General features: G+C 63.0%; 12 protein-coding genes. 7 read left to right on the top strand and 5 right to left on the bottom strand.

Annotated features, from left to right (window positions below):
• Positions 1-6: 6 nt before the first annotated feature.
• Positions 7-3,609, bottom strand: a complete 3,603-nt coding sequence (locus OKA05_RS25275; protein ID WP_264489999.1) for a carboxypeptidase regulatory-like domain-containing protein — start codon at positions 3,607-3,609, stop codon at positions 7-9.
• Positions 3,610-3,759: 150 nt separating this feature from the next.
• On the opposite strand from OKA05_RS25275, the gene OKA05_RS25280 reads away from it, so the two are divergent.
• Positions 3,760-4,266, top strand: coding sequence for a fasciclin domain-containing protein (locus OKA05_RS25280; RefSeq protein WP_264490000.1), 507 nt, complete (start codon positions 3,760-3,762; stop codon positions 4,264-4,266).
• Between the two features lie 566 nt (positions 4,267-4,832).
• Positions 4,833-5,453, top strand: coding sequence for a hypothetical protein (locus OKA05_RS25285; protein WP_264490001.1), 621 nt, complete (start codon positions 4,833-4,835; stop codon positions 5,451-5,453).
• 130 nt (positions 5,454-5,583) lie between these two features.
• On the opposite strand, the gene OKA05_RS25290 is transcribed toward OKA05_RS25285, so the two are convergent.
• From OKA05_RS25290 to OKA05_RS25300, 3 genes are all read right to left on the bottom strand, one after another.
• Positions 5,584-6,456 (bottom strand): hypothetical protein, encoded by an 873-nt coding sequence (locus OKA05_RS25290; protein WP_264490002.1) that lies wholly within the window; start codon positions 6,454-6,456, stop codon positions 5,584-5,586.
• Between the two features lie 429 nt (positions 6,457-6,885).
• Positions 6,886-7,743: an MYG1 family protein gene (locus tag OKA05_RS25295; protein ID WP_264490003.1), complete on the bottom strand. Its 858-nt coding sequence runs from the start codon at positions 7,741-7,743 to the stop codon at positions 6,886-6,888.
• 51 nt (positions 7,744-7,794) lie between these two features.
• Positions 7,795-8,214, bottom strand: a complete 420-nt coding sequence (locus OKA05_RS25300; protein ID WP_264490004.1) for a hypothetical protein — start codon at positions 8,212-8,214, stop codon at positions 7,795-7,797.
• A gap of 602 nt (positions 8,215-8,816) precedes the next feature.
• On the opposite strand from OKA05_RS25300, the gene OKA05_RS25305 reads away from it, so the two are divergent.
• Positions 8,817-14,312 (top strand): Ig-like domain-containing protein, encoded by a 5,496-nt coding sequence (locus OKA05_RS25305; RefSeq protein ID WP_264490005.1) that lies wholly within the window; start codon positions 8,817-8,819, stop codon positions 14,310-14,312.
• 441 nt (positions 14,313-14,753) lie between these two features.
• Here the strand turns inward: OKA05_RS25305 and OKA05_RS25310 are convergent, their stop codons facing one another.
• Complete coding sequence (locus tag OKA05_RS25310) at positions 14,754-16,190, bottom strand: phospholipase D-like domain-containing protein (RefSeq protein ID WP_264490006.1); 1,437 nt, start codon at positions 16,188-16,190, stop codon at positions 14,754-14,756.
• Between the two features lie 312 nt (positions 16,191-16,502).
• On the opposite strand from OKA05_RS25310, the gene OKA05_RS25315 reads away from it, so the two are divergent.
• The 4 genes from OKA05_RS25315 (at position 16,503) to OKA05_RS25330 (ending at position 24,497) form a co-directional block, all read left to right on the top strand.
• Positions 16,503-16,823 (top strand): hypothetical protein, encoded by a 321-nt coding sequence (locus OKA05_RS25315; protein ID WP_264490007.1) that lies wholly within the window; start codon positions 16,503-16,505, stop codon positions 16,821-16,823.
• A 403-nt stretch (positions 16,824-17,226) separates the two neighbouring features.
• Entirely contained in the window at positions 17,227-17,715 is a 489-nt protein-coding gene (locus OKA05_RS25320; RefSeq protein ID WP_264490008.1) for a hypothetical protein, read from the top strand.
• A gap of 478 nt (positions 17,716-18,193) precedes the next feature.
• A complete protein-coding gene (locus tag OKA05_RS25325) occupies positions 18,194-23,950 on the top strand; it encodes an InlB B-repeat-containing protein (RefSeq protein ID WP_264490009.1) in 5,757 nt (1,918 codons plus the stop codon).
• 103 nt (positions 23,951-24,053) lie between these two features.
• On the top strand, positions 24,054-24,497 hold the full coding sequence (locus tag OKA05_RS25330) for a hypothetical protein (RefSeq protein ID WP_264490010.1): 444 nt from the start codon (positions 24,054-24,056) through the stop codon (positions 24,495-24,497).
• Positions 24,498-24,500 lie beyond the last annotated feature (3 nt).

Below are 24,500 nucleotides of genomic sequence, written 5' to 3' on the forward strand. Positions count from 1 at the left end.
CCGGCCTTAGAACGATACCTCGGTCTCCAGGAAGAACGTCCGGCCGATCGTGTCGTTGCTATAGGTCTTCCCGTCGTAAACGAACCGGTCTTCGGCTTCGAGCAGGTTCTTCACGCCGCACTTGACCGTCCAATCCGCCGTCGAGGTCTCCAGCTTTTTCGAAACGATGAAGTCCCAGGTCGCCAGCGATTCGCGGGTCACTTCGGACTGGTCCTCATTTGCCTTGAGGATGGTGGGGTACTGTCCGTTGAAGTTGAAAACAAGGTTCGCGGTCAGGCCCCACGGCTCATGTTCGTAGCTCAAGAGCGCGTTGGCGATGTAGGCGGGCTGGTAGGGCAACTGGCTGGCCACAGGCGAGACCACGCCGCCGCTCTCGAAGAAATAGTTCAGCGTCGCATCGATGTAGGTGAAGTTTCCCTTCAGCGAAAATGGACCCAGGTTGTTCACCTCCGCTTCGAGCTCGATGCCCGAGAGCGTCGCCGTGAAATCCCTGTCCTGACCCGGCACGGAGGAAGCGGTCGAGTCGCGGTAAACGATCCCGTCGCCGGAGAAGATCTGCACCAGCGGGTTTTCGAGATCCTTGTGGAAAAGGCTGGTGCGGAAGGTGAGATTCTCGCTCGGCCGGAAGGTGGCAGAGATGTCGAAGTTCGTGATCTCGGTGCGGTCAAGGGCAACATTGCCGCGGCGGACGATGCCCGTGGACTGGTCCACCGAGGTGGTCGGCAGGAACTCCCAGAAAGTCGGACGGGCGACCGTGCGCGACCAGGCGACCATCAGGTCGAGCTTGTTGTCGAAGAAAGAGTGTCCCGTGATGAACGACGGTAGCAGCGCCTCCTGATCCTCGCGATACTCCCAGCCCAGGGCCTCGATCGTCTCGTCGGGGAATGGCACCAACGGCTGCGAGGCGATGTCAATTTCGTAGGCCTCCGTTTCCCCGCGTACGCCGGCGTAAACGAAGAAGTCATCCCACTGCAGGCGGCCCGAAAGAAACAGCGAGTTCTGATCCAGCTTGGTGCTCAGGTTTTCCACGCCGGCGTCTCCGACCCCGTAAGCATAGTAGGGACCGGTCGTGATGTCCCCGGTGATCAGGTCCCCGAGTCCGCCGGGATCCTCGGCGAGATCCTCGCCAGGCCCATCGACGGTGCCCGGCTCCGAGAAGTTTCCATTCGTTTCCGCGGTGACCAGGCTGTAAACCCGCGCGGAAATGTCGCGGGTCTTGCGAAGTTTCGAAGCACCGAGACCGATCTCGAAGACTCGCTTGTCCGAATCCGCGTCGAGACGGAATGGCAGGGTCAGCGCCATCTGGTGGTGCGAGGATTTTTCTTCGGTGCTGTCCTTGCGGCGGAAAGCAGTGATGGTCCGCTCGTTCTGCCCGACCAAAGGACCAATCGGATAGATGGTTTTGATCACACCGACGCTGCCATCGACGATCGGCAGGCCTTGGTTCGCCTCGATGTCCACCACGGTCGCTTCACCCAGCAGCCCCACCAGATAGTCGCGCGAGTTGCCCCAGGTCGCCGTCGCCGGGTCCAGCCCCAGCGCCTCGGCGTTGTCCTTGACCAACTGGTCGAGTTGTTGCGTTGCCCTCTCAACGAAGGGAGCCAGCGCTTTCTCGGAGAAATCCAGCAGTCCGTATTCGAAGTGCGTGGAGTACGGACGCTTCTCCGTGGCATCGCTCTCGCTGATCGACCAGTCCAGCCGGATGCCTCCCTCGGTCACGGCATGCTCGCCCTGGATCTGGAAGATCTCCAGGTCGCGCTCCACGGTCTCGATGTCCCAAAACTCCCGGAAATAGACTGCGTCCGCGCCGTAGGTGTCGCGCACGATCGGTGACACCGCGACTCTTCCATATTCCTTGCTGGTGCCCGTGATCCGTCGGCCCTGCGTGACCACATCCTTGGCGTCGTGCTTGTTGAAGTAGGTCGCGTTGATCCGGTTGAGCTCGTTCATCTCCAGCGCCGCGGAGACGAAGGCGGAAAGCTCGACGCCGCGCTCGTAGTCGTCCTTGAAGTAGCTGCGGTCCTGGTTGTTGATGTCGGAGCTGTTCGTGCTATCTCCGGACGATTGATTGAAGGCGGCGATCACGCCGAGCTTCATCCCGTTCCCGAGCATGAAGGTCTCGCCGTAGGTCATGCTGTAGGATTTGTCTTCCTCGGGGTCATCCAGCACCGGCAGGAGACTTTGCGACCGGTGGAGCTTTTGCATCCGCTCCTTGGACTCCTCCGTCGGCATGTCGGACGTTGGATAGAAGACCACATTGCCGGTTGCCGGATCGCGGCCTTCCAGGGAATTCGGCATCTCGCTGCCGGTGTCGCCCCAGAAGCCGAGCGAGCGGCTGGGATGCACATACATCTTGTCGCCCAGCGCCGAGTTCCACTCGACCTTCGCTTTGAAATTCAGGATTCGCTCCTCGGGAAAGGCCCGGGTCACGATGTCGATCACCGCGCCGCCGAAGTCGCCCGGCAAGTCGGCAGAGTAGGTCTTCTCGGCATTGATCTGCTCGATCACGCCGGTGGGGAAAAGGTCGAGCTGCACCGCCTTTCGCGAGGGATCCGCAGAGGCGATCTGGGCGCCATTGAAGGTGGTGGTCACGTAGCGGTCGGCCAGGCCGCGGACCACGGCGTATTTGCCATCCACGATGTTCGCCCCCGAGATCTTGGCCACGGCTTCACCCGCATCGCTCACGGCGGTCTTCGAGAACTCCTCGCGCCCCATCCCCGCGGTGAGCGAAGGAGCGGCCGCCTCGAGCGTGAGATTGAAGTCTCCCTGCGAACGCTCGCTGTACTCACCGACAATGCTTTCCTCCTCCAGCACGTACTCCTCGCTGCTGCTGGCGGCAGGCTTCGTGCGCAAGCTGAAGCGAAGCTCGGTCGGCGCGGCAGGATTCGGGCTCACGCCCAGGGTTATCCCCTCGTAATTCAGCGCCGACGCCTCCCCCATGAAATCCCCGGCGGGGAGTCCATCGATGCGGAATTTCCCTTGAGCATCCGTCTGAGCGGTGCGGCCGGTGCCAATGATATCGACAATGGCTCCGGCGATGGGATCGAGCGTCGTTGCATTGGAAACCTCGCCGAAGACGACACAGGTCCCGGTTTGTCGTTCGATCGGCAATACCCCCATCACCCCGGACTGCGGGGCGGGATCGGCCCCGGCGGGCAATGTCGCCGGCTGCCACGGACCCTCACGCGCGGGAGTCAGGATCACTATCGGCGGCGCGGTGGCCTGGCCCTGCACGCCGCCCTCCCAAGTGGAGAGCAACGATTCCGAAGGCCGCACTTCCGAAGGCCGCACTTCCGGCGACTTCCAGTAGGACTGCGGCTCCGGTGCTTCCCAGCCGAATGGCGAGGGGCTGCTGCTTTCCACGGCAGCGCGGGGAGTACCTCCACCCTCCAGGACATTTCCACCCTCCAGAACATTCTGCGACAATTCGGGCAGCAAGGTCGCCAGCAGCATGTCATCCTCGCTGATGGATACAGGGAGCGTGACGGATTCGCCACTCGCGGACCACGGCGCGCTCAGGATCGAGAAATTGGTCACGCACGCGACCACGAGACGGAACCAGTCGCGAGAGCGGAATCGGGAGGATGAGGGATCGGAAGAAGGAGGCATCGCGGCCGGAAGCTGGCAGTCGATACCGGTCGCCCGAGTGACCACGAAGCGGGGGCGCGTGACGCTTCCGTCACTCTCGCCCCGGGCCGTGTGACGGAATTGCAACCAAGTGGACTTTGCCCGGGCCGGCAGGGCCCACAGCTTGTCTCCATGCGTCTTCTCCATCTGCTCGGGATTCTCCTCGCGGGTCTGCTTCCTTTGCGGGCAAACGAATCCTCGCCGGCTCCGGCAACCGCGAAGCCACTGCCCGCCGCACTGGAAGAAGCGGGCTGCGGCATCATGGCCAAGGTGATCGAGACCGCCGGCCTGCGCGAGAAGCTGGAGAAGGCAGGTCCATTCACCTGCTTCGCCCCGACCGATGAAGCCTTCAAGGCGCTGCCCGCGGAAGAGCTGAAGAAGTATCTCGACCCTGCCCGGCGTGATGAACTTGCCCGCTGGGCCGGCTACTTGATCGTCGAGTCGGACATGACGGAGCAAGACCTCCTCCGCTCGCGCCGCCTCCCCACCCTCTCCGGCGACTTTCTCACGGTCTGGGTGAGCAAGGGCACCATCAAGCTCGACCGCAGTGCCACGCTCGTTCGCAAGGAACTGCCAGCGGCCAACGGCCTGATCCACACCCTCGACCGGGTCATCCAGCCCCCGCTCAAGGAGGACTGAATCCGCCGCCACCGTGGTCCGCACACGGAGAGTGCGGACCACATTGGTTCACCGCGGCGGAGCGGCAGGAAGTGACCCAGCGGCATTGCCCGATGACCGCGGCGCAGCCGCTTTCGGACTGCTGCGGTCATCCGCAGCTTTCGAATGAACGGACCGGCCGTCACCTCTGGCGCATCGCAGCGATCCTAAGAGATCGGTTCAATCCCACAGAAGCAGCCGTCCTCACCCTGCACTCGAAAGCTGCGGATGACCGCACCAATCCAAGGGCCTTCGGCGACCATGGGGCGGGACGCACGGTTGGAGAGAAGCAACCCGTCCTTCGATCCAACGTCGGCGTCACACCCGTGCCGTTTCCAGCAGCTCCTTCAACCTCACCAGATCCGCCGCTGACGTCTTCGCGACGAAGCCGGAGCAGGGGCGGTGGAGGAGGGCTGACCGCAGGGAACGCAAAGAGCGCAGAGAGCGAAATCTAAGAAAGGATGACCCCCATCCTTTGAGGGACAAATCTTTGCGTTCCTTGTGTTCTTTGCGGTTCAACTCCGCTATCCGCTTCTCCTGAATTTATCATGAACCACCACTTCAAGATCCTCCCCATCATTGCTGTCGTGGCCTTCCAGGCTTCTCCCTCCCGTGCGGCAGAGCCCCTGGAGGCGGCGGACCGGGAGGCGATCACGAAGCTCTTCGACACTTTCCAAGCAGACCTCCGCACCGGCAAGCCAGCCAACTATGCCGACTACTTTGACAAGACTTCGCTGATCAAGTTCGTGGTCCAGCACCGGACCTTCGTGAACCTGATGCGGAAGCAACTGACGGACGAGCAACTCGCCAAGTTTTTCATCTTCACGCCGGACATGGACACCGTGCTCCAAGAGCCCGATCCGGAGAAGTATCTCAAGGGAATGACGCCCGGACCGGCGCTGGTCGCAATGAGCCAAACCGCGAACATCGTCACCAAGGTCGCGGCCATCGGTGGAGACCGGGAAAAGGCATTCGTCGTCGCGGAGGGTCAGTTCAACGGCGAACTGGGGACCACCGAACCCTATTACTCGGTCTGGCCGGCCGTCTTGCAGGACGGCAAGTGGAAGTTTGATGTGACAACGAACATGGTCCGAGATCTCAGGATCCGTAACAAGGGACTACAGCAAGGCGGCACGACCCCACCGCCATCGGAGGACACTGGGAAATAGCCGGGTCCCGAGGTGCTTCAACCGCACTCGGAGAGTGCGCACCACTTTGGATTGCCGGTGCGGACCGCACCCCGCCGGAACGACGAAGTCGTTCCGCTACGAAGAAGAAGACGAAGAAAAGGAGAGCAGCCTAGATATGATCCATCCGGGCGATGGCTTCCAAGGGCTGCTCCAGATCGTCCTCATCCATGTACAATTCGATCTTCGTCCGTTTCGAGGGATGGACGAAAGGAATCAGGAACTCCCCTTTGAATTCCACGATTTTCGAAACGCCATCCAGGACCAGCACGAGTTGATCGGAGCGCGAAGCCGTGGATGCCTTGAGCTTGCCCCGCTTGCTGATCACCTGGGCACTATCGACACATCGACAAGGTTTTGCAGGCCCGCATTCGACGAGCGTGATCTCGTGACGCTGTTCGTCTTCGGCCATCCCTTGAACCAAGACGCCGCCAATGTCGTCCCCCTCCGGCTCCCATACGAAGACATATCGCGACACTCCTTCGGAAGACGGGCCCTTGAAGACCTGGTATCCCGAGTGCGGGATATCGGCGACCTTGCCGGTGCCAGCCATGATCTCCGAATGGAGCATGAAAACGTCGCGGGCGAAGTAGTTGGGATTGCGGGTTTCGTGGAGAAACACGCCGGGTTGGGCTGCCTGGGCCTTCAAGTATTGGAGCGCTTTCTTGTGGTCTCCCGCGGCCGTCCAAGCCTCCGCAATCTTCCAATCCATCAGCATGAATCGCATGCTCTCCGGCACGGTCATCGCAGGCGGCCCTTCCGCTTCCTTGATCTTGATCAACGGTCGCAGGACACGGGCTGCCGCATCCAGCCGGGCCGGGTCGCTTTTCCCGTCCCTGTTTGCCAGTTCGGCGGCCGTCCATTCTTCGTCTGCTTTCCGGTAAGCCTCGGCAACTTTCTTCCATGCTTCGCTTTCCGCGAAGGCCGACGGGGAGCACTGCAGGAGCAGGAGCAGCCACGTGAGGTGCCGGGAGAGCGGTTTCATCTGCTATCAAACGATTGCGGTCCGGATACTATTTCGAAGGCACGCGAGAATCGAGTCTGCGGTGGTAGCGGAATGGCTGGGCCATTCCGGCGGGGCGAGGGTTGAAGATCAATCGCCGCTGGGATTGCCGGGGTTCCTGCACCCGGAGTGTGCGGTCCACTTTGCTTCGCCGCGGCGGAGCGTCATGAAGTGACCCGGCAAAGATCGCCCGATGACCGCGGCGCAGCCGCTCTCGGACTGCTGCGGTCATCCGCAGCTTTCGAGTGCAGGGTGAGGACGGCTGCTCCTTTGGGATTGAACCGTTCCCCGGGGTCGCTGCGATCCTTCACCAGGTGACGGCCGGTTCGTTCATTCGAAAGCTGCGGATGACCGCAGCAGTCCAAGGGCCTTCGGCGTCCATGAGGCGGACCGCTGTTAGAGACTTCCCTGTTAAACTCGCGCGACTTCCAGCAGTTGCTTCAACCTCCCCAGATCCGCCGCTGACGTCTTCGCGACAAACCCACGTGCATGGGCGAAGTGGACATCCGGCTCGGCCTCGATGCGGGTGAAGTCGAAGGCGGGGTGGTCATTGTTCCGCGACAGGCCGTAGCCGGTGCCGCGGCGGTCGGGATAGACGAGCGCGGCGACTTGCTTGTCCTTGCCGATCGTTTCCAGATAGCGGCCGATGCCCGAGGACGGTTCGTCCGGCATGGGCTCGGTGCGGGGCAGGAAGAGAATCTCGCTTTCACCGACGGTCCACAGCTCGGCGTGGTCCTTGATGAAGTCGAGCCGCTGGCGCAGCGAGCGCACGTAGTCGATGAGGTCCTGGCCGGTCATCCGCATCATCTCATAGATGACATCGCCGGGGGCGAGGCGGGTGGCCTTGGCGAAGCGGCGCAGCAAGGTGACATCGATCGGCGAGTTCAGCTTCGAGAGCGTGTCGCGATCGATGCCGAGCCACTTGGCGGTGACATTCGGCCCGCGGGTGTCGAACCACTCGGCGGGCTCCAGCCAATCGCAGAAAGTACGAGCATCATCGTAGATGCCGAGGTGCTGGAGCACCAGGCTGAGCGCGCAGACCGGCGGGTGATCCGCGGGGAATTGGTGGTGGTCGAAGTTGCTCCGCTCCGGCACGTGCTCGCCGCCGACATCGACCACGGCGGTGGCGGGATCGGCGAGGTCGGCCTCGGTCGGCTCGCGGCGGACGATTTCCACGCCATGGACGGCGGCGAGCAGGCTGCACGCGAGGAGTTCGTCCTTATGCGCGCCGCCGGGATGGGTGAGAATGCGTTCGAGTGCGATGGCCATGGATGAGTGGTGGAAATTGGAAAGGGCGGCGACCATAGGGCTGCCCCGCGGTCACGCAATCCCGGGGTCGCGGTCGGGGGACTTTCCCTTTTCCTTTCCACCCACCGTCCAACGGCAAGCCAGCCACCCCGCCACGATCACTGCACAGGCGGCCACGCCGGTCAGAAGAGGCCACGGCTCAGTGGGGAAGATCACGAAGAAGCCCTTGCCCTTGATCAGCGCCGAGTAGCTCGACACGCAGAAGGGAAAGAGGAACAGCCGGAAGACGGTCCAGCGGTCTGTCCCCTGCCCCGGCACCTGGGTCGCGAAAACGAGCGCAATGCCGATGAGCACGGACATGCCGGCCGCCGTCAGCCAGATGACCGGCGAGGGATCGAAGTAGCAGGCGGAGACGGCGAGGTACCACACGAGGTAGCACCACAGCACCAGCTTCGGCATCCGCAGCCCGGCGAAGTAACGGATCACGAGCATGGGGGAAGAGCAGCAACGCCGCCAGACCCGCGGGAAAAGACGGAGGTTTCATGCGGGGAAGTACGGGCGGGTATGAGCGGCGCGATGGAGATAAGGAGCGGCGACCTTACTGTCGCCTTGGACAGGTCGGGCCGTGACTTGGCTGACGGTGACTCGCCTAGGCAGCGTGACTCGCCTTAGCAGAGCGATTCGCCTTTGCTGTGTGGGGGACAGTAAGGTCCCCGCTCCTTAATGGGCTGAGGGTCTCCGACGGCTGGGAGAACTGCTTCCGACCGCGCGCGGAGCGTGCGGTCCACTTTGTTTGCCGGTGCGGGCCGCGTCGTCGCCCGCCACGCGTCCTAACGGTGCGCGGCAATTCCCGCGTTTTCTGCCAAGCTCTTTTGCCCCGGAAAGGAGGACTTGGCGGAGCCAAGAGCGGCAACTTTAAGTGTTTTCACGCAACTTTTTGAACAAATAAAGATCTTGAAGCCGACGACGGCTTGCTTTTTAGTCATTTTATTGCTTTAAATATGACTCTTTTGCCAATGCCATGCATGGTGCCTAGGGTTGTTTTTAGTCCTTCCCCGCTTGCCTCCTCGAAACCCAGTCCCAACTCCCGTCCCGTGAAAACCGTTTCCTTCTCCCGGTCAGATCGCGCCTATCGTCCCGCATGGCGGGGACGGGCGGCGCTGGCGTCGATGTTGTTGCCCGCTGCCGGGATGGCTGCGGTCAGCGATGGCCTGACGCATCAGTGGAATTTCGATGAGAGCCGGGATTGGCATGACTCCCCTTTCGCGACGCCTGCGTTGCCCGCGGTGTTTCAGGACATGGTCGGCGGACAGGCCGCCACGCCGGTGGGCTTGGACAATACCGCGGTGGTATCCGGCCGTGAATTCATGGCGCTGTCGTTTTCCGGCAATGGCACGCGCTTGCAAGTAGGGCAAAACCTCGCGCCCGAGCTCGGCGTCACTTCTTCGCTGGCCTTCTGGATGCGCACCACGGCGACCGGCGGCAGCGATCAAACGAACTCTCCCGGTGTGACCGGCAGCGCGGCCGGCAGCGGCGGCATCCAGTGGGGATGGCTCGACGCGAACGGACGCCTTTGCCTCTCGGCCGATGGTTCGCTGCTCGCCCAATCGCCCCAAGCGGTGAACGACGGCAACTGGCACTTCGTGGTGATGACCCGCAATTCCTCGACCGGCGCGGGGCAACTCTATCTCGATGGATCGCTGGTGGATTCACGGACCGGGCCGACCGGTGCGAGGACGCTGGCGTTCCAGAGCCTGGGGCGGATCGAGAATACATCCGGCAATGCCGGTTGCTTCGTCGGGCGGCTCGACAAGCTGACGGTCTTCAACCGGGTGATCACCGGAGCGGAGGTGACTTCGTTCATGAACAACCACGCGCCGAAGACCTGGAACCTGACGACTGATGGCGTCAATGACCGGGTCTTCAGCACCGACAGCGTTTTCAAGCGCGCCTACGATGTCGAACGCAACGCTCTAACAGTCCAAGGCTGGACCACGCCGGCGCATGGCACGGTGAGCCACAATGGCGACGGCTCCTTCAACTACACCGCGACGGGTGGCTATGCCGGCACGGACTCCTTCGATGTGACCGTGTCGGACGGCGTGGGCGGCTATCATCGCTCGTCGCTGACGGTGAAAGTCGTGGCCGAGCCGCCGGGCGGCGGTGGCATTCCGGTCACGCAGTTCACGAACTTCGCGGCGATCCAGGCGGGCGGCGTGGACATCTCGCACGCCAACATGCGGGTGCCTCGCGCGATCGATTGGAATGTGGATGGCAAGATGGACATCCTCGTCGGCGCAGGCGGCTATGTCTGGCGGTATCTTAATACCGGGACCGCCGCTGTTCCCGCATTCGCCGCCGCGGTGAAGGTGCAGGCTGCGGGAGTCGATATCTACGCAAACACCACGGGCAACAGCCCGATCACCCTGGCCGACATGACGGGAGATGGCGTGCCCGATCTGGTGATGGCGGATTCCGCGTCCAAGCTCCGCGTGTATCGCAATACCGCAGCCGCAGGGGCCACTCCGGTTTATGCAGCCTCCATCTTCGTCAAGCGGGCCAATGGCACCATCGACTTCGTCTTGCCCGACAAGCGCTTCGACATCGGCGACTACAATGGCGACGGCACGCCCGATCTGGTGACCGGCACCTTCAGTGGGAACGTCCAGCTCTACCTGAACGTGAACACTGCGGCGCTTCCACGCTTTGAAACCGGGACCACTCTCAACAGCGATTCCTACAATCTCTATCCCCGCCTTTACGACCTGAGCGGCAACGGCCAACTCGACCTCATCCGCAGCATCAACTGGGGCAGCATCCGTTACTGGCTGGACGTGGCGGATGGCCTTGTCGGCGAGCAGTATCTCAACATCACCACCAGCGGCGGCACGGCTCCGGACATCAAGGCGGTGACCGATGGCGCCGTGGTCGATTTCGCGGACTTCACCGGCGATGGAAAGCCCGACCTTCTGGTGGGCGGCCACGCGGGCGACAAGATCTTCCTGGCCAGCGGCGTTTTGAAATCGCCGGCCGAGAGCATCGCCGACATCGAGGCGATCTACGACGCGCATCCTACCGATCTGGGGACCGCGCTCTCTGCGAACAGCAACCTGCTGCTGGGTCAGGTGAACTCCGCCAACCTCAACATCATCGCCCATCTCCAGAAGGGCACGCTGTCCACCCGCGAGGCGACCTTCACCGCGCTCGCCGCCCACATCGCCAAGTACCCCTTCCTCAAGTACCAGCAGCTCGACACCGCGGTCTATCACCACGTTCCCAGCATCGTCCTGCAGAACTGGGTCATCCTCGAATACCTGCTTCCCAATACCTCGGCGCGGCGCACGCAGATCGCCGACATCATGGGCCTGACCGGGACCGCGCGCGTGATCTATCTGGAAACCGGCATGGCCCTCGGTGACAACGGCAAGTCGCTGGCCGCCACTTATAATACCATCCGCGACTTCCAGCGCCGATACCCGCGCGAGGCATTCCCGGATGCCATCATGACCTACGACCAGCTCTATGATGACCAGCGCGGCGGCTTCATCTGGACGCCTAACAGCACCAAGAACACCTTCGGCCAATGGGCGCTCGGCAATGCCAACGAATGGGCCGGAGACCTGACCACCGCCATCGAGGGCGTGCTGGGCGCCGGCAAGGCGAGCGGCGACTACTTCACCTTCGTGATGGGCCACGAGGTCTGCCACTCGCTCGACAACTACGTCAGAACCCGCGCCAATGCCGACCTCGAGCGCCGCTGGGGCGCGCGCATGGTCTATGCCGCGGGGCCGGATGTCATCGCCGGTTCGAATGGCTGGTACAGCCAGTCCGCGACCCAGGCGAACTTCCAGGCGAAAGGCTTCTACACGCCGGCCACGCAGACGTGGGCGCAGGCATGGGATGCGTATTGGGAGACCGGTCCCGGTGCGGCCTTCAACTCCCTCGCGAGCATGCGGATCGACATCAAGTTCTTCCTCGGCGCGTCGCAGGAATCCCTGGCCACCCAGGCGAACCACCATTGGGCGAATGGTCATGGCCGCCTGATCGGCGCGCTCGACCGCTTCCGCCGCGCCGAAGCCCAGGGCATCGAGCCGATGAAGGCGAACATGACCGAGGTCGTGGATTTCATCGACTACATCTCGGCCGGCATGAACCGGGTGAACCTGGTCGAAACGAAGAACCCCACCGGCTCGAACGTCGTCTGGACCGATCACTACGCCGACCTCGAACGCGACGAGAACGGCCGCATCACCCGCATCGCCGTGGATGGCGAGGTTTACAACTTCACGCTTAACGCCGACGGCTTGGTGACCGATGCCACCAGCACGATCGTCATCGTCAAGCCGGACATCGCGGTCGCGGTTACCGGCCAGGGACAAGCGATCAACGTGCTGGCCAATGACACTTCTCTCCACGGGCCCGCGGTTCCTTTCAGCTCCTTCACCCAGCCGGCCCACGGCACGGTGACCGATGGTGGCAATGGCGTCCTGATCTACCGCTCGACCGCCGGCTACACCGGCGCGGACAGCTTCACTTACACCGCGGGCGGCGACACAGCCAATGTCTCGGTCACCGTGGTGGCGAATGCGAACGGCCTGTCCCTGGAAACATGGCTGAATATCGGTGGAGATGCCGTGACCAATCTCACGGGAAACAACCGCTATCCCAGCAGCCCCGACCAAGTCGCCACCATCTCGACCTTCGAGACCACGACCAATCGCGGCGACAATTACGGAGCCCGCGTGCGCGGCTACGTGACCCCGCCGACCACCGGCAACTACACCTTCTGGATCGCTTCGGATGACGGTGGCGAACTCTGGCTGAGCACCGATGCCAATCCCTCTAACAAGACGAAGATCGCCTTTACCCTGGACTGGACCGGGGTGCGGGTGTGGACGACCTATGCCTCACAGCAATCCGCCGTCATCCCGCTGACGGCCGGCCAGCGCTACTACGTCGAGGTGCTGCACAAGGAAGGCGGCGGAGGTGACAACCTCGCGGTCGCCTGGCAGGGACCGGGGATCACGCAGCAGGTGATCGGCACCAACCGTCTCACCGCCTTCGGACTGAACAACAATCCGGTGGCCAATGCCGACAACGCGGCCACCAATCAGAATGCCGCGGTCTCCGTGCCGGTCCTGGCGAACGATTCCGACTCGAATGGCGACACGCTCGTGATCCAGTCGGTCACCCAGCCGGCGCATGGCACGGCGGCCATCGACGGGAGCAGCATCCTTTACACGCCGGCGCTTAATTACAGCGGCAGCGATTCCCTCAGCTACACGGCCAGCGATGGCAACGGTGGCACCGCCACAGCCAATCTCGCCATCACCATCGCGCCGACGACCTACACGCTGGCTTACATCGCAGGGCCGAACGGCGTGATCAGCGGCACCACGCCACAGACGGTCAACTACGGCACCAGCGGCAGCGCGGTCGCCGCCGTGGCCAATGTCGGCTATCACTTCGTCGACTGGAGCGACGGCATCACCACCGCCTCGCGCACGGACAGCAATGTGACCGCCAACCTCAGCGTGACGGCGAACTTCGCGATCAATACCTACACGCTGACCTACACCGCCGGAGCGAACGGCACCCTCAGCGGCACCACGCCGCAGACGGTGAACTACGGTGCCAGTAGTAGTTCGGTCACCGCGGTGGCGAATGCCGGCTATGGCTTCACGAATTGGTCCGACGGCTCGACCGCCAATCCGCGCACCGACACGAACGTGACCGCGAACCTCACGGTGACCGCAAACTTCACCGCCACCGGTCCCGGCCCGATCCCCGCGCCATGGACTGACGCCAAGATCGGCACCGTTGCCGCGGCGACCAGCGCCACGTATTTGAATGGCACCTTCAATGTCACCGGCGGCGGATCGCGAATCTCCAACACCAGCGACAACTTCTACTTCGTGAGCCAGCCATGGTCCGGCACGGGCACGATCACCGCGCGCGTGGTGAGCCTGCAAAACACCGGCTCGGCGGCCAGGGCCGGCGTGATGATGCGCGAGTCCTCTGCCAGCGGTTCGCGCTCCGTATTCATCGGCCTGACTCCGGCGAACAGCGCGCAGTGGGTGCGCCGCTCGAACACCGGCGGCAACAGCTCGACCACGACCTCGTCCGGCAAGGCCGCTCCATATTGGGTGCGCCTGACCCGCGAGGGCAACACCATCACGAGCTACCTCTCGGCGAACGGCACCACCTGGACCCAGCTCGCCAGCGCGAACATCAGCATGTCCGCCAGCTACAGCCTGGGCTTGGCAGCCTGCTCCGGCGCGAGCGGCACCACGGTGGCGAGCGTGTTCGACAACGTGAGCGTGAGTAGCACCCTGCCGCCACCGCCGGAAGTGAGCCCGACCACCCCGGAAGACCCGCTGCCGAAGATCGAGGAGTTTACCCTGGAAGACGGCACCGTTGATTTCAACATCACCGGCGAAGCGACCGGCCTCTGGACCCTGGAGGAATCCACCGACTTCCTGACGTGGAGCCCCTTGCAGACGATGACGCTGGAGGCCGGCGGCCTCCAGCACAGCGAGGCCGACGAGCGCGGAGAGAAGCGCTTCCTGAGACTGAGGTCCGAGCCGTAGCAAAACTGCGCCAGTCGACTAGTGATTCTCACCAGGTGGATTCCACCAAGGCTTTGCCGTTGCTACGAATGGGAGCATTTCGCAAGATCGATGGGTCGTGTCGGCTCCCCTCCTTTCCGCGACTCCAGTCGATATCCCGCTCGCCCGCCTCCCGCCCCGCTTTCATCTGCCGGAGGGGGAAAGGTGCATTTCGAACACTGCAACGTGACGGTTGAGGCGTGGTCACCATGGGTCAGGCCCGCTCCCGGCGAGTTCCCCTCATGCACCTGCTTCCTGACACTCGAAGGGGTCCAACTGCTGGAGGAAGGGAACTCCGGGATCATTCCTGGCAGCTTTTAACCATACCGTGTCCGTTCTCCTCAAGAACGGCGCGAACTACTGCCAGGTCTTCGATGAACGGACGGTCGTCCAAGGCGACAAGGATCTCGCCCCACGAAAGACCTACAACTGATCCGCCACCGCCTCCATCACCGCACCACCGGGCTCCTTCGCCGGCACGTGGGGCTTCGAGCGCGCGAAGTCCGGCTCGAAGACCTTTGTGATCAGCTCCCGCAGCGGAGCCTTCGCGCGGAAGCTGATATTGAGCTCGCGGTTGATCCGCATGCTGAGGGTGTCCAGATTCGCCGAACCCACGCAGGCCCAGTCGTCGCAGATCATTGCCTTCAGGTGCGTCATCCCCGGATAGGCGTAGGCTTTGCCGCCCGCTTCCACCAGCTTGTTGGCAAATGCCCGGTTGGCCACGTCCATCAGTTTCGAGTCGTTGCGCCCGGGAAAGATGACGCGCACATCCACCCCCCGTTTCACGGCATCTTCGAGTGCCTCGGTGATGTCGTCATTGGCGATGTAGGGGTCCTCGATCCAGATCCGCTTCCGCGCGGCGCGGATGCCTAGCAGCATCGCCTTCTGGATTTCATACCGCCACACCGCGGGGTCGGTGCGCAGGATGCGGATCGGCACCTCGCCCGCAACCGGCACCGGGTAGGGCTTCTTGGCATCGCCTCCCAAGCCCGGCAGGCCGAAGGGCGCGGCGCGCTTCCACGTGCGATCATAGTCGCGCTGCAGCTCGCCCACCGCGCTCCCTTCCACGCGGAACATCAGGTCGTGCCACTCGCTCCGATACTCCCGGCCGATGTTCATGCACCCCATCAGCGCCACGCGACCGTCGAAGACATGGAGCTTCGTGTGGTCGCACACCAGCCACGGGTTCAACATCGAGCGCACCTTCACCGCGGAGCCATCCCGGAGATAGCGGCTCATGTTCGATGGCGGCTCAAACCCGGGCGGAAAGGGCGTTTCCGGTTTCGTCACCGCCGCGCTGCTGCTTCCCAGATCGTCGAAGATCACCCGCACCTGCGCCTCCGCGGAGCGCCGCTTGAGCTGGTCGGCGACGCGCACGGCCGCGTCATCGTTGTCGAAGATATAGGCCTGCACATCGATGGTCTGTCGCGCCTTCGCGATCTCACGCTCCAGCTCCGGATAAAAGCGGTGGCCATCGACCAGCCACGTGATCTTTCCGCCGATGGGCTGCGGCAGGTCTTTCTTGTCGAGTAGCGCCTCGAAGCGATCCGTTCCGGGCGCTTCCTCGGGAGCAAAGTGATATTTGCGGATTCCGGGAACATTGGCCGTCACCAGCTCGCGTGGCCGCTGCCACAGCACCGCGGCTCCCACCACCGCCGTCGTCACCGGATGGCGCGCGATTCCGAGGAGAGTCCCTCTTGCCGCGCTGGAGGAGATTTTCACGGCGGAGCTGCCTTTCATTGGCTCGCCCTTCTCCGGCGGGTCGTAGCGATAGCCTGTGGCCATGTGTCGGCAGGACGGTGTCAGGGCTAACAACAAGCCCGTGGTGAGAAGGGCAAAGGGGGTTCGAGGGGGTTCCATGCATACTGACTTCGTCCCAAGTCACCGTTCGTCAAACGACCATTTGCACAATGCGACGACTGTCGCGGAGACCCTCACAGGACCGGTGGCCGAATCGCATCCACGGGTCGCCGTGGGCACGGCAGGGTCGCCCGCGGAATCACCGCGGGCCGGAGGCCGGGAAATGCGTGACCCCGCCAACCCGAAGGCTGGCAGGGTCAATGCACTTCTCTCCCCAGAGAAGGCGGATTTTCTGACACGTTCCGCCGACTGGAGCAAGGCGATTAGCGGTTCCTTGCTATTTCCAAATTTTGGAAAATAGTGGAAGATTCCATGAGATCCCGCCCCTCTTTAGCAGCGATCCGCCACGCCATTCTCAAGCGCCAACGAGCGAGTTTCACCCACGAGAAAAGCACCCACGTCGTCGCCGATCTCTTCCTGCTGGGCCAGGCGCGGAGGACCGCAGCCTACATCGTCCTCGCCTGGTGCTTGGAACCCGAGTGGGGGTGGCGCCTGCTGAGATTCTCCGAGATCTGGGACTTCGAAATGATCGGGCCGGTCGATGTCTTGCGCCATGACTTCAACCCCTACGATTCAAGGATCGCCCTCATCGACACCCAAGTCGTCCCGGGACGGCCCACCCCATCGTGGTAAGGACGGTCCCTGACACCGCGGCGCGCTTGGCCTGTGGCTTGGCCTATTGCAGCAGCCGTAGCAACAGCAGCGCAGTCTCAATCAGGCGCGCACGACTAGCTGTTAGAAAGCGTTGTTTGATTGCTCGGAAGACCTTCCTGCGGCACTCGCGCAAATCACGTGGCAGTCCGTACGCCAATCGTGGACGTCGCAAATCTTGAGCCATCGCAATTCGCATCCACTAGCGGCAAATTGCGTACTGTAGAAGGTGGAAAATGACGTCGGCACTCCGATTTCCAAGGACTTACGACGGCGGTAGCGATGGCCCCGCGGTTGCTATTGAGAAAGGCCCCCCGAAGCGGCGGCGGGCCTGCGTGTTGTGACTGGCACGCAAGCCCGCCGCTTCAAATCACACTCTACCGCTATGAAAACTACAACAACATCCGCAATCGCATTGGCCGCCCTCGGAATGATCGTTCCGCTGTCGGCCCAAGTCACCGAGAAGAAGGAGAAGACGGAAGTGCGTGAGAACGCCGACGGCTCCACCACGGAGAAGCACACCACGACCACCACCACGTTCAACCCGGAGGCCAGGACGAAAGTGGTGAAGTATTTCGATACCTACAAGACTGAGCGCTACGGTCTCCCGCCCGCCTACGTCACCAAGGTGAGGGTCAAGGAAATTCCCGCCGCCTGGAGGACCAGCGTCATCGCGCCCGGCATCGTCATCACCGAAAAGGAACGCCCGTACCTGATCGATGCTCCGCCTGAACTGATCAAGGTGCTTCCCGCTCCTGCTAGCTCCGATGTCCGTTACTATATGGCCGGGGGGAATGTGGTCGCCGTTGACAAGACCTACAAGGTTGTCGACTCGATCCAGGTACCCTCCGTCAAGATCACTGTGGACGACTGACCCAGGTCCACCGGTGACGATCACGGTGGAAAACTGACCCACTTCCATCGTGATCGTTCCTTTATAGCGAAATCTGATTTTCCGCGATTTGAGGCGCGGTCCGCTTGTCATTCTCCATCTCTCGTGGAGACCCAAGCGGGCCGCGCCTCATTGCGCGCAGCCCGAAGTAAGACACGACCCGTGGTTCCCCACGACGCCCGTCGACCGCCTGAACGACCCAGTCGCATCACCGCGGATGCAGCAGGAGTTCGACCGCACTGGAATCCAGCGTGGAGATGCTCACTCGACTCATTCTCCTCCATGATCGATATACCCGGCCACCCTTCGAACTAGTGCCGTCAAATTATGGCCTTGGAGAGGGACGAACTTCGTCTATCGTGGTCACTTAATCGGATTTAAGGTGACAATAACGCCCTTGATCCGTGGGTGGGGTCGACACCTTCTTCGTCCCTTTCACCTCTCCTGTCCCTTCAATCCCATGTGTTCGAAAGCCCGCAATCCCCGCTTCGCCCGGTGCTTACCGTTGGTCTTTATCGTCGTGTTGCTGGCGGGCCTTTTGGCGACCCCGGTTCGCGCCCAGGCACCGCCGGCCACGTTTACCCGCGTGATCAGCACGGCGTCCCAGTCGCTGACGGTGGACTTCGCGCTGCATCCGATCCGTAACGCGAACTTCGCGGTGCTGGTCCAGCAGTCCGACGGGAGCTTGTCAGCGTTCACTCCGGATGTGCCGCGAACCTACCTCGGCACCGTGCAGGGACGGCCCGGCGCCATCGCGTGTGGCCTGCTGAGGGCCGACGGCACCTTGCTGGCACGCATTGGTTTCGAAGATGGCACCACTTGGACCACCACCGGAGGCACCGCCTCCGCGAGCGGTTCCGGATTCACCCCCGCGTGGCCCACCTCGGTGGTGGCCTCTGGCGGTGCGGGTTCGGCCGTCTTTGCGGCTGAATACGGATTCGACTCCACCTTCAACCACTTCACCGCCTGTGGTGGAACCGCGGCCGGCGTGCTCGAGCAAATCGAGTTCTCCTCGATGTCAGCGAACATGGTTTACCTTCGTGACGCGGCCATCCTCCACCGGATCGGCAAGGTCGTCGTCCGTGCGGATCAAACGCAGGATCCTTACGCCACCGATGACGACACGAACAAGCTGCTGACCCGTGTCGGGACGGTCTGGCAGGCGGCAGGCACGCCGATGGGTAGCACCCACGATCTGGCCGCGGTCCTGCATTCGGAGGTGAATGGCGGCCTCGCCTGGGTCGGAGCGGTGGGAACCTCAAACCGTTACTCCGCGAATGATTCGGATGGAGACGGGGACTTCTCCGTGGTTTGGCGTCACGAGGCAGGACACAACTGGGGATCGAATCACTACGAGGGTGGCGGCAATCCCGAGGGCTCCACCATCATGTCCAACAACGCGCTCTCGCGTTTCTCCAGTTCGGAACTGCTCAGGATCATCAACCACCGCAATTCGAGGAGCCCCGGGATGCTCGACAACCTCGGTGCCTATACCTTCCCGCTTCCGCCGCGGGCGAACCAGGACGCGACTTCCTACCTGGTCACCGGCGCTACCAAAATCGACGTCCTGGCCAATGACTCGGACTCCAATGGCCAGGCGCTCTCGCTTCATTCATTCGCCGGCACTTCGGCATTCGGCGGCACGCTCAGCCGCTCGACCGGCACCGGCCCCGGCGGGCGTGACGAGATCCTCTACAATCCGCCACCGGTTCTAACCGCCGGCACGGACTGGTTCACCTATCGCATCCAGGATTCCGCCGGCATGCAGGCGGTGGGATACGTCGTGCTGCGGCCCACTTCCGAGATCGTCACTCCCGTGGATCACTGGACGCTGGATGATTCCGCGGGAACCACCGCCGTGAACCTCATCCGCACCACGAAGAACGGGACCCACCAGAATGGAACCGTGGTCAATCAGACTGGTGCCAACGTGGTGACCCGCAGGGGCGCGAGCTTCGATGGAACGAACGACCAAACCTCGATCTCCTCGCCGGGCTACAGCACCAACACCCTCACCTTCACCACGTGGGTGAAGCGGAATGGATCCCAGGCAGCGTGGGCACCATTGGTTTTCACTCGAGCCGGCTCCTCCGTGGCGGGCCTGCATTTCGGCACCGCCAACGAACTCCGCTACACTTGGGATGACGGCAACTACAATTGGGATTCAGGCATCACCGTTCCCGACAACACCTGGTGCCTCGCCGTCATGAGCGTCTCGCCCACCGGCACCACGCTCCACCTTCGCACGCCCACCGGCCTGCAGAGCGCCACCAATACCGCCACCCATGCCTCCGAGGCATTCAACGGCACGATGTATCTCGGCTACGATTCGACCAACGTCTTGCGCCACTTCAAGGGCTGGCTGGACGACGTCCGGGTTTACAAGTCGACATTCACCGCGACGCAGGTCGAGTCCCTCTATCAGCAGGCGCTCAACGCCCCGTCCGTCCAACTCACGGCACCCACCGCCGGATCGTCGATCTCTCCGCTGAACATCAACCTTGCGGCGAGCGTGACCACGCTGGCCGCCATCACCTCGCAGGTGGATTTCATCGAAAACGAATCCTCGCTCGCCTCCGCTCCGGTGGCTCCATGGACCGCGCAGTTGGCCGCGCTGGCACCGGGGGCGCATACCCTCACGGCTCGTGCCAGCTACGGCGATTGGGGTTATCAAATCGATTCCGCTCCGGTCTCGTTCACCGCGCTGCCGCCACCCCTGCCGGTGGTTACCGTCAGCTCCTCGCTGTCTGCGTCGAAACGCGGACCCATTCCGGGTTCGTTCACCTTCACGCGAAGCCACCCGATCGGATCCATCACCGTTCCGTTCACCCGCTCGGGAACGGCGATCCCGGGCACCGACTACATCGCCATCCCGAATGACGTGACGATTCCCGATGGCTCGCTTTCGCAGACCATCACCGTGGATCCGATTGCCGCGAGTCCCGATGGCATCAGTGAGACCATCACGCTCACCCTTTCTTCCGGGGCTAGCTATTCGCTGGGCTCGCCTTCGGCCGCCACCCTCACCATCGACGATCACATCACCTCGATCGCCGCCGGCGAGTGGGACGTGGGAACCACCTGGAACAGCGGAGTTCCGGCACCCATCAGCGGCACCCAGAACACCGGCGAAGGATATGCCGTGGCTCACACGGTCACCTCGAACGACAGCGCATCCAACAGCCAGGCGCTGGTGGCGAAGTCGCTCCGCATCCAGCCCGGCGGCATTCTGGATCTGTACCGCGTCCATAACTCGGGCGGCGAGACCATCACCTACAATCTTCCCTCCACCACGGTGGAGGATGACGGGACGCTGCAGTTCCGTTGTTCGAATGGCTCCTCGTTCCACAACGTGGCCGCCGGGGTTTCGTTTGGCGGGGCCACCACGCTCAAGATCACCGGTGGCAACTACGACAATGATGCGAACCTGACCGGAGCCCTTACCGGAAACGGAACGATTTCCGTGGTATCCGACACCGGCGCCGGTGGCAGCTATGTCCGCCAGCTCTCCGTCAATTCCTCTAACAACAACTCCTTCGCCGGCAACTGGACCGTCAATCATAGCGGTGGCGGCACTCAATCCGCCGCCTTGCGGGCCGGTGCCGCCAACGCGCTTGGCACGGGAACCGTCACGGTCGGCACCCGCGCCCTGCTCATCAACGACAACGCCACGGGCCTGAATTCCCTGGCGGGTATCGTCCTCAATGGAACCAGCGCCACCTTGCAGCTCAACCAGCCGTGGTCGAATGCTTCCGCAAGCCTCTCGCTCGCCGGAGGATCGCCGCTGGTGCAGCTCGGAAACGCCGCCTCCTCGATCGGCAATCTGTCCGGGCAGTTCGGGACCATCCAAGGCAGCGGTGGCTCCTCTTCGCTGACGGTCAATCAATCCACGGACCGGGAGTTCACCGCCGGCGTTGGAACCAACCTGCGTTTCACCAAGTCCGGACCTGCGGCGCTGACCTTGGCAGGCTCCCTGCATTCATCGCTCGTGATGACCCTCGCCAATGGGACCCTGGTATTTGCGGACCCATCGGTGATCACGTCGTTCACCCAGTCGGGCGGATTCCTGAGGATGGACCTTCCGGCCAGCCCGGCGACGGTACCACTCACGGTTTCCGGAAACTACACGAGGACCGCCGGAACGATCGCCGTCGATGTCACGAGCATCCCGCAAGCCAACGTTGCCTACACGCTGCTCCGCTATCAGGGCACGCGGACTGGCACTCCGACCGTCACGGTCAACGACAGCTCCGGCAGCGGCCTGGTGGCAACGGTGTCAAATGGGACCGCCTCCAACTCCGCCATCACGGTGGTCTTTTCCACGCCGCCTCCGCAATACACCCTCACCTATGGTGCCGGTGCCAACGGCACGCTCAGCGGCACCACGCCGCAAACCGTGATCCAGGGTGCCAGCGGCAGCGCGGTCACTGCCACGGCAAACGCCGGCTACCACTTCGTCAACTGGAGCGACGGCAGCACTGCCAACCCGCGCACGGACAGCAATGTCACCGGTAACCTCAGCGTGACGGCGAACTTCGCGGTCAACACCTACACGCTGACCTACACAGCAGGCGCCGATGGCACGCTCAGCGGCACCAGCCCGCAGACGGTCAACCACGGTGCCGGTGGCAGTGCGGTCACCGCCGTGGCGAATGCCGGCCATCACTTCGTCAACTGGAGCGACGGCAGCACCGCCAACCCGCGCACCGACACCAACATCACCGGCAACCTCAACGTCACGGCGAACTTCGCCATCAATACCTACACGCTCGCCTACACCGCCGGCTCCAATGGCACGCTCGGCGGCACCACGCCGCAGACCGTCAACTACGGTGCCAGTGGTAGTGCCATCACCGCGACGCCAAATACCGGCTACCACTTCGTCAACTGGAGCGACGGCAGCACCGCGAATCCCCGCACCGACACCAGCGTCACCGGCAACCTCAGCGTGACGGCGAACTTCGCCATCAATACTTACACGCTCGCCTACACCGCCGGTGCCAATGGCACGCTCGGCGGCACCACCCCGCAGACAGTCACTCACGGCACGAGTGGCAATCCCATCATCGCCACGCCAAATACCGGCTATCACTTCGTCAGTTGGAGCGACGGCAGCATCGCGAATCCCCGCACGGACACCAACGTCACCGGCAACCTGAGCGTCACGGCGAACTTCGCCATCGACACCTTCACGCTAACCTACACCGCCGGTGCCAACGGCACACTCACCGGCATCACACCGCAGACGGTCAACTACGGCGACAGTAGTAGTGCGGTGACCGCGGTGCCGGATTCCGGCTATGCCTTCACCGAATGGTCGGACGGTTCGACTGCCAATCCGCGCACCGACACGAACGTGACAGCCAACCTCACGGTCACGGCGAACTTCACCGCCACCGGCCCCGGCCCGATCCCCGCGCCATGGACCGAAGCCGAGATCGGCACCGTCGCCGCCACGACCAGCGCCACGTATTTGAATGGCACCTTCAATGTCACCGGCGGCGGCGCGAACATCTCCGGCAAGAACGACAGCTTCTACTTCGTGAGCCAGCCGTGGTCCGGCACCGGCACGATCACCGCGCGCGTGGTGAGCCTGCAGAATACCGGCACGGCAGCCAGGGCAGGCGTGATGATGCGGGAGTCCTCGGCCAGCGGTTCACGCTCGGTGTTCATCGGCCTGACTCCGGCCAACAGCGCCCAATGGGTCCGTCGCTCCAACACGGGCGGAAACAGCTCGGCGACGACATCGTCCGGCAAGCCCGCTCCGTATTGGGTGCGCCTGACCCGCGAGGGCAACACCTTCACGAGCTACATGTCTTCCAACGGCACCACCTGGACCCAGCTCGCGAGCGCGAACATCAGCATGTCCGCCAGCTACAGCCTGGGCATGGCGGCCTGCTCTGGCGCGAGCGACACCACGGTGGCAAGCGTGTTTGACAACGTGAGCGTGAGCAGCACCCTGCCACCGCCGCCAGAGGTGAACCCTACCACTCCGGAGGACCCGCTGCCGAAGATCGAGGCGTTCACCCTGGAAGACGGCACCGTGGACTTCAACGTCACCGGCGAAGCGACCGGCCTCTGGACGCTGGAGGAATCCACCGACTTCGTGACGTGGAGCCCCTTGCAGACCATGACGCTGGAGGCCGGCGGTCTCCAGCACAGCGAAGCCGACGAGCGCGGGGAGAAGCGCTTCCTGCGGCTGAAGTCCGAGCCGTGAGAGCCGGTGGCCTAGGCAGAAAAGATGACCGTCCGCGAGGTGGGCATCTCAAGCTGGCCCACCCGCGGGAAAAGGAGCAGCCTCGTGCATGGCGATGAATCCGATGAGACCTTGCTTCAAGATCGCCGCCATCGCAGCGGGCGGCCTTCTCGCCGGATGCGGGAATCTCCTTCACTCGGCGGCCCAGGTTCCCGGACTCAAGCAGGTGAGTGACTCGATGAACGAGCGGGCCTTCGTCGAGTGGATGGAAAGCGATCCGGCACCGCAAGTCCGTGCACGGATCGCGAAGGGAGAGTATCGGCTGCTCGGGCTGGCGATCTACGCGAAGAAGGACTACTGGATCCCCGGTGTGGCGGGTCACAAGAAGGAGCATGGTCGCTACGATGTCACCTGGCAGGGAGTGGGCGGCGACTACGAGAAGCACATCCCGCTGGCGGAGTCCTACATGGCACGCTTCAATGGAATGATGCTGAAGGAGCGCAAGGGCGTGCCGCTGGACGTGTATGCCCGCGGCCCGCAGCATGAGGACTACTCGGGGGCGGAATGAATC

Source organism: Luteolibacter arcticus (genome assembly GCF_025950235.1).
Taxonomy (GTDB): domain Bacteria; phylum Verrucomicrobiota; class Verrucomicrobiia; order Verrucomicrobiales; family Akkermansiaceae; genus Haloferula; species Haloferula arctica.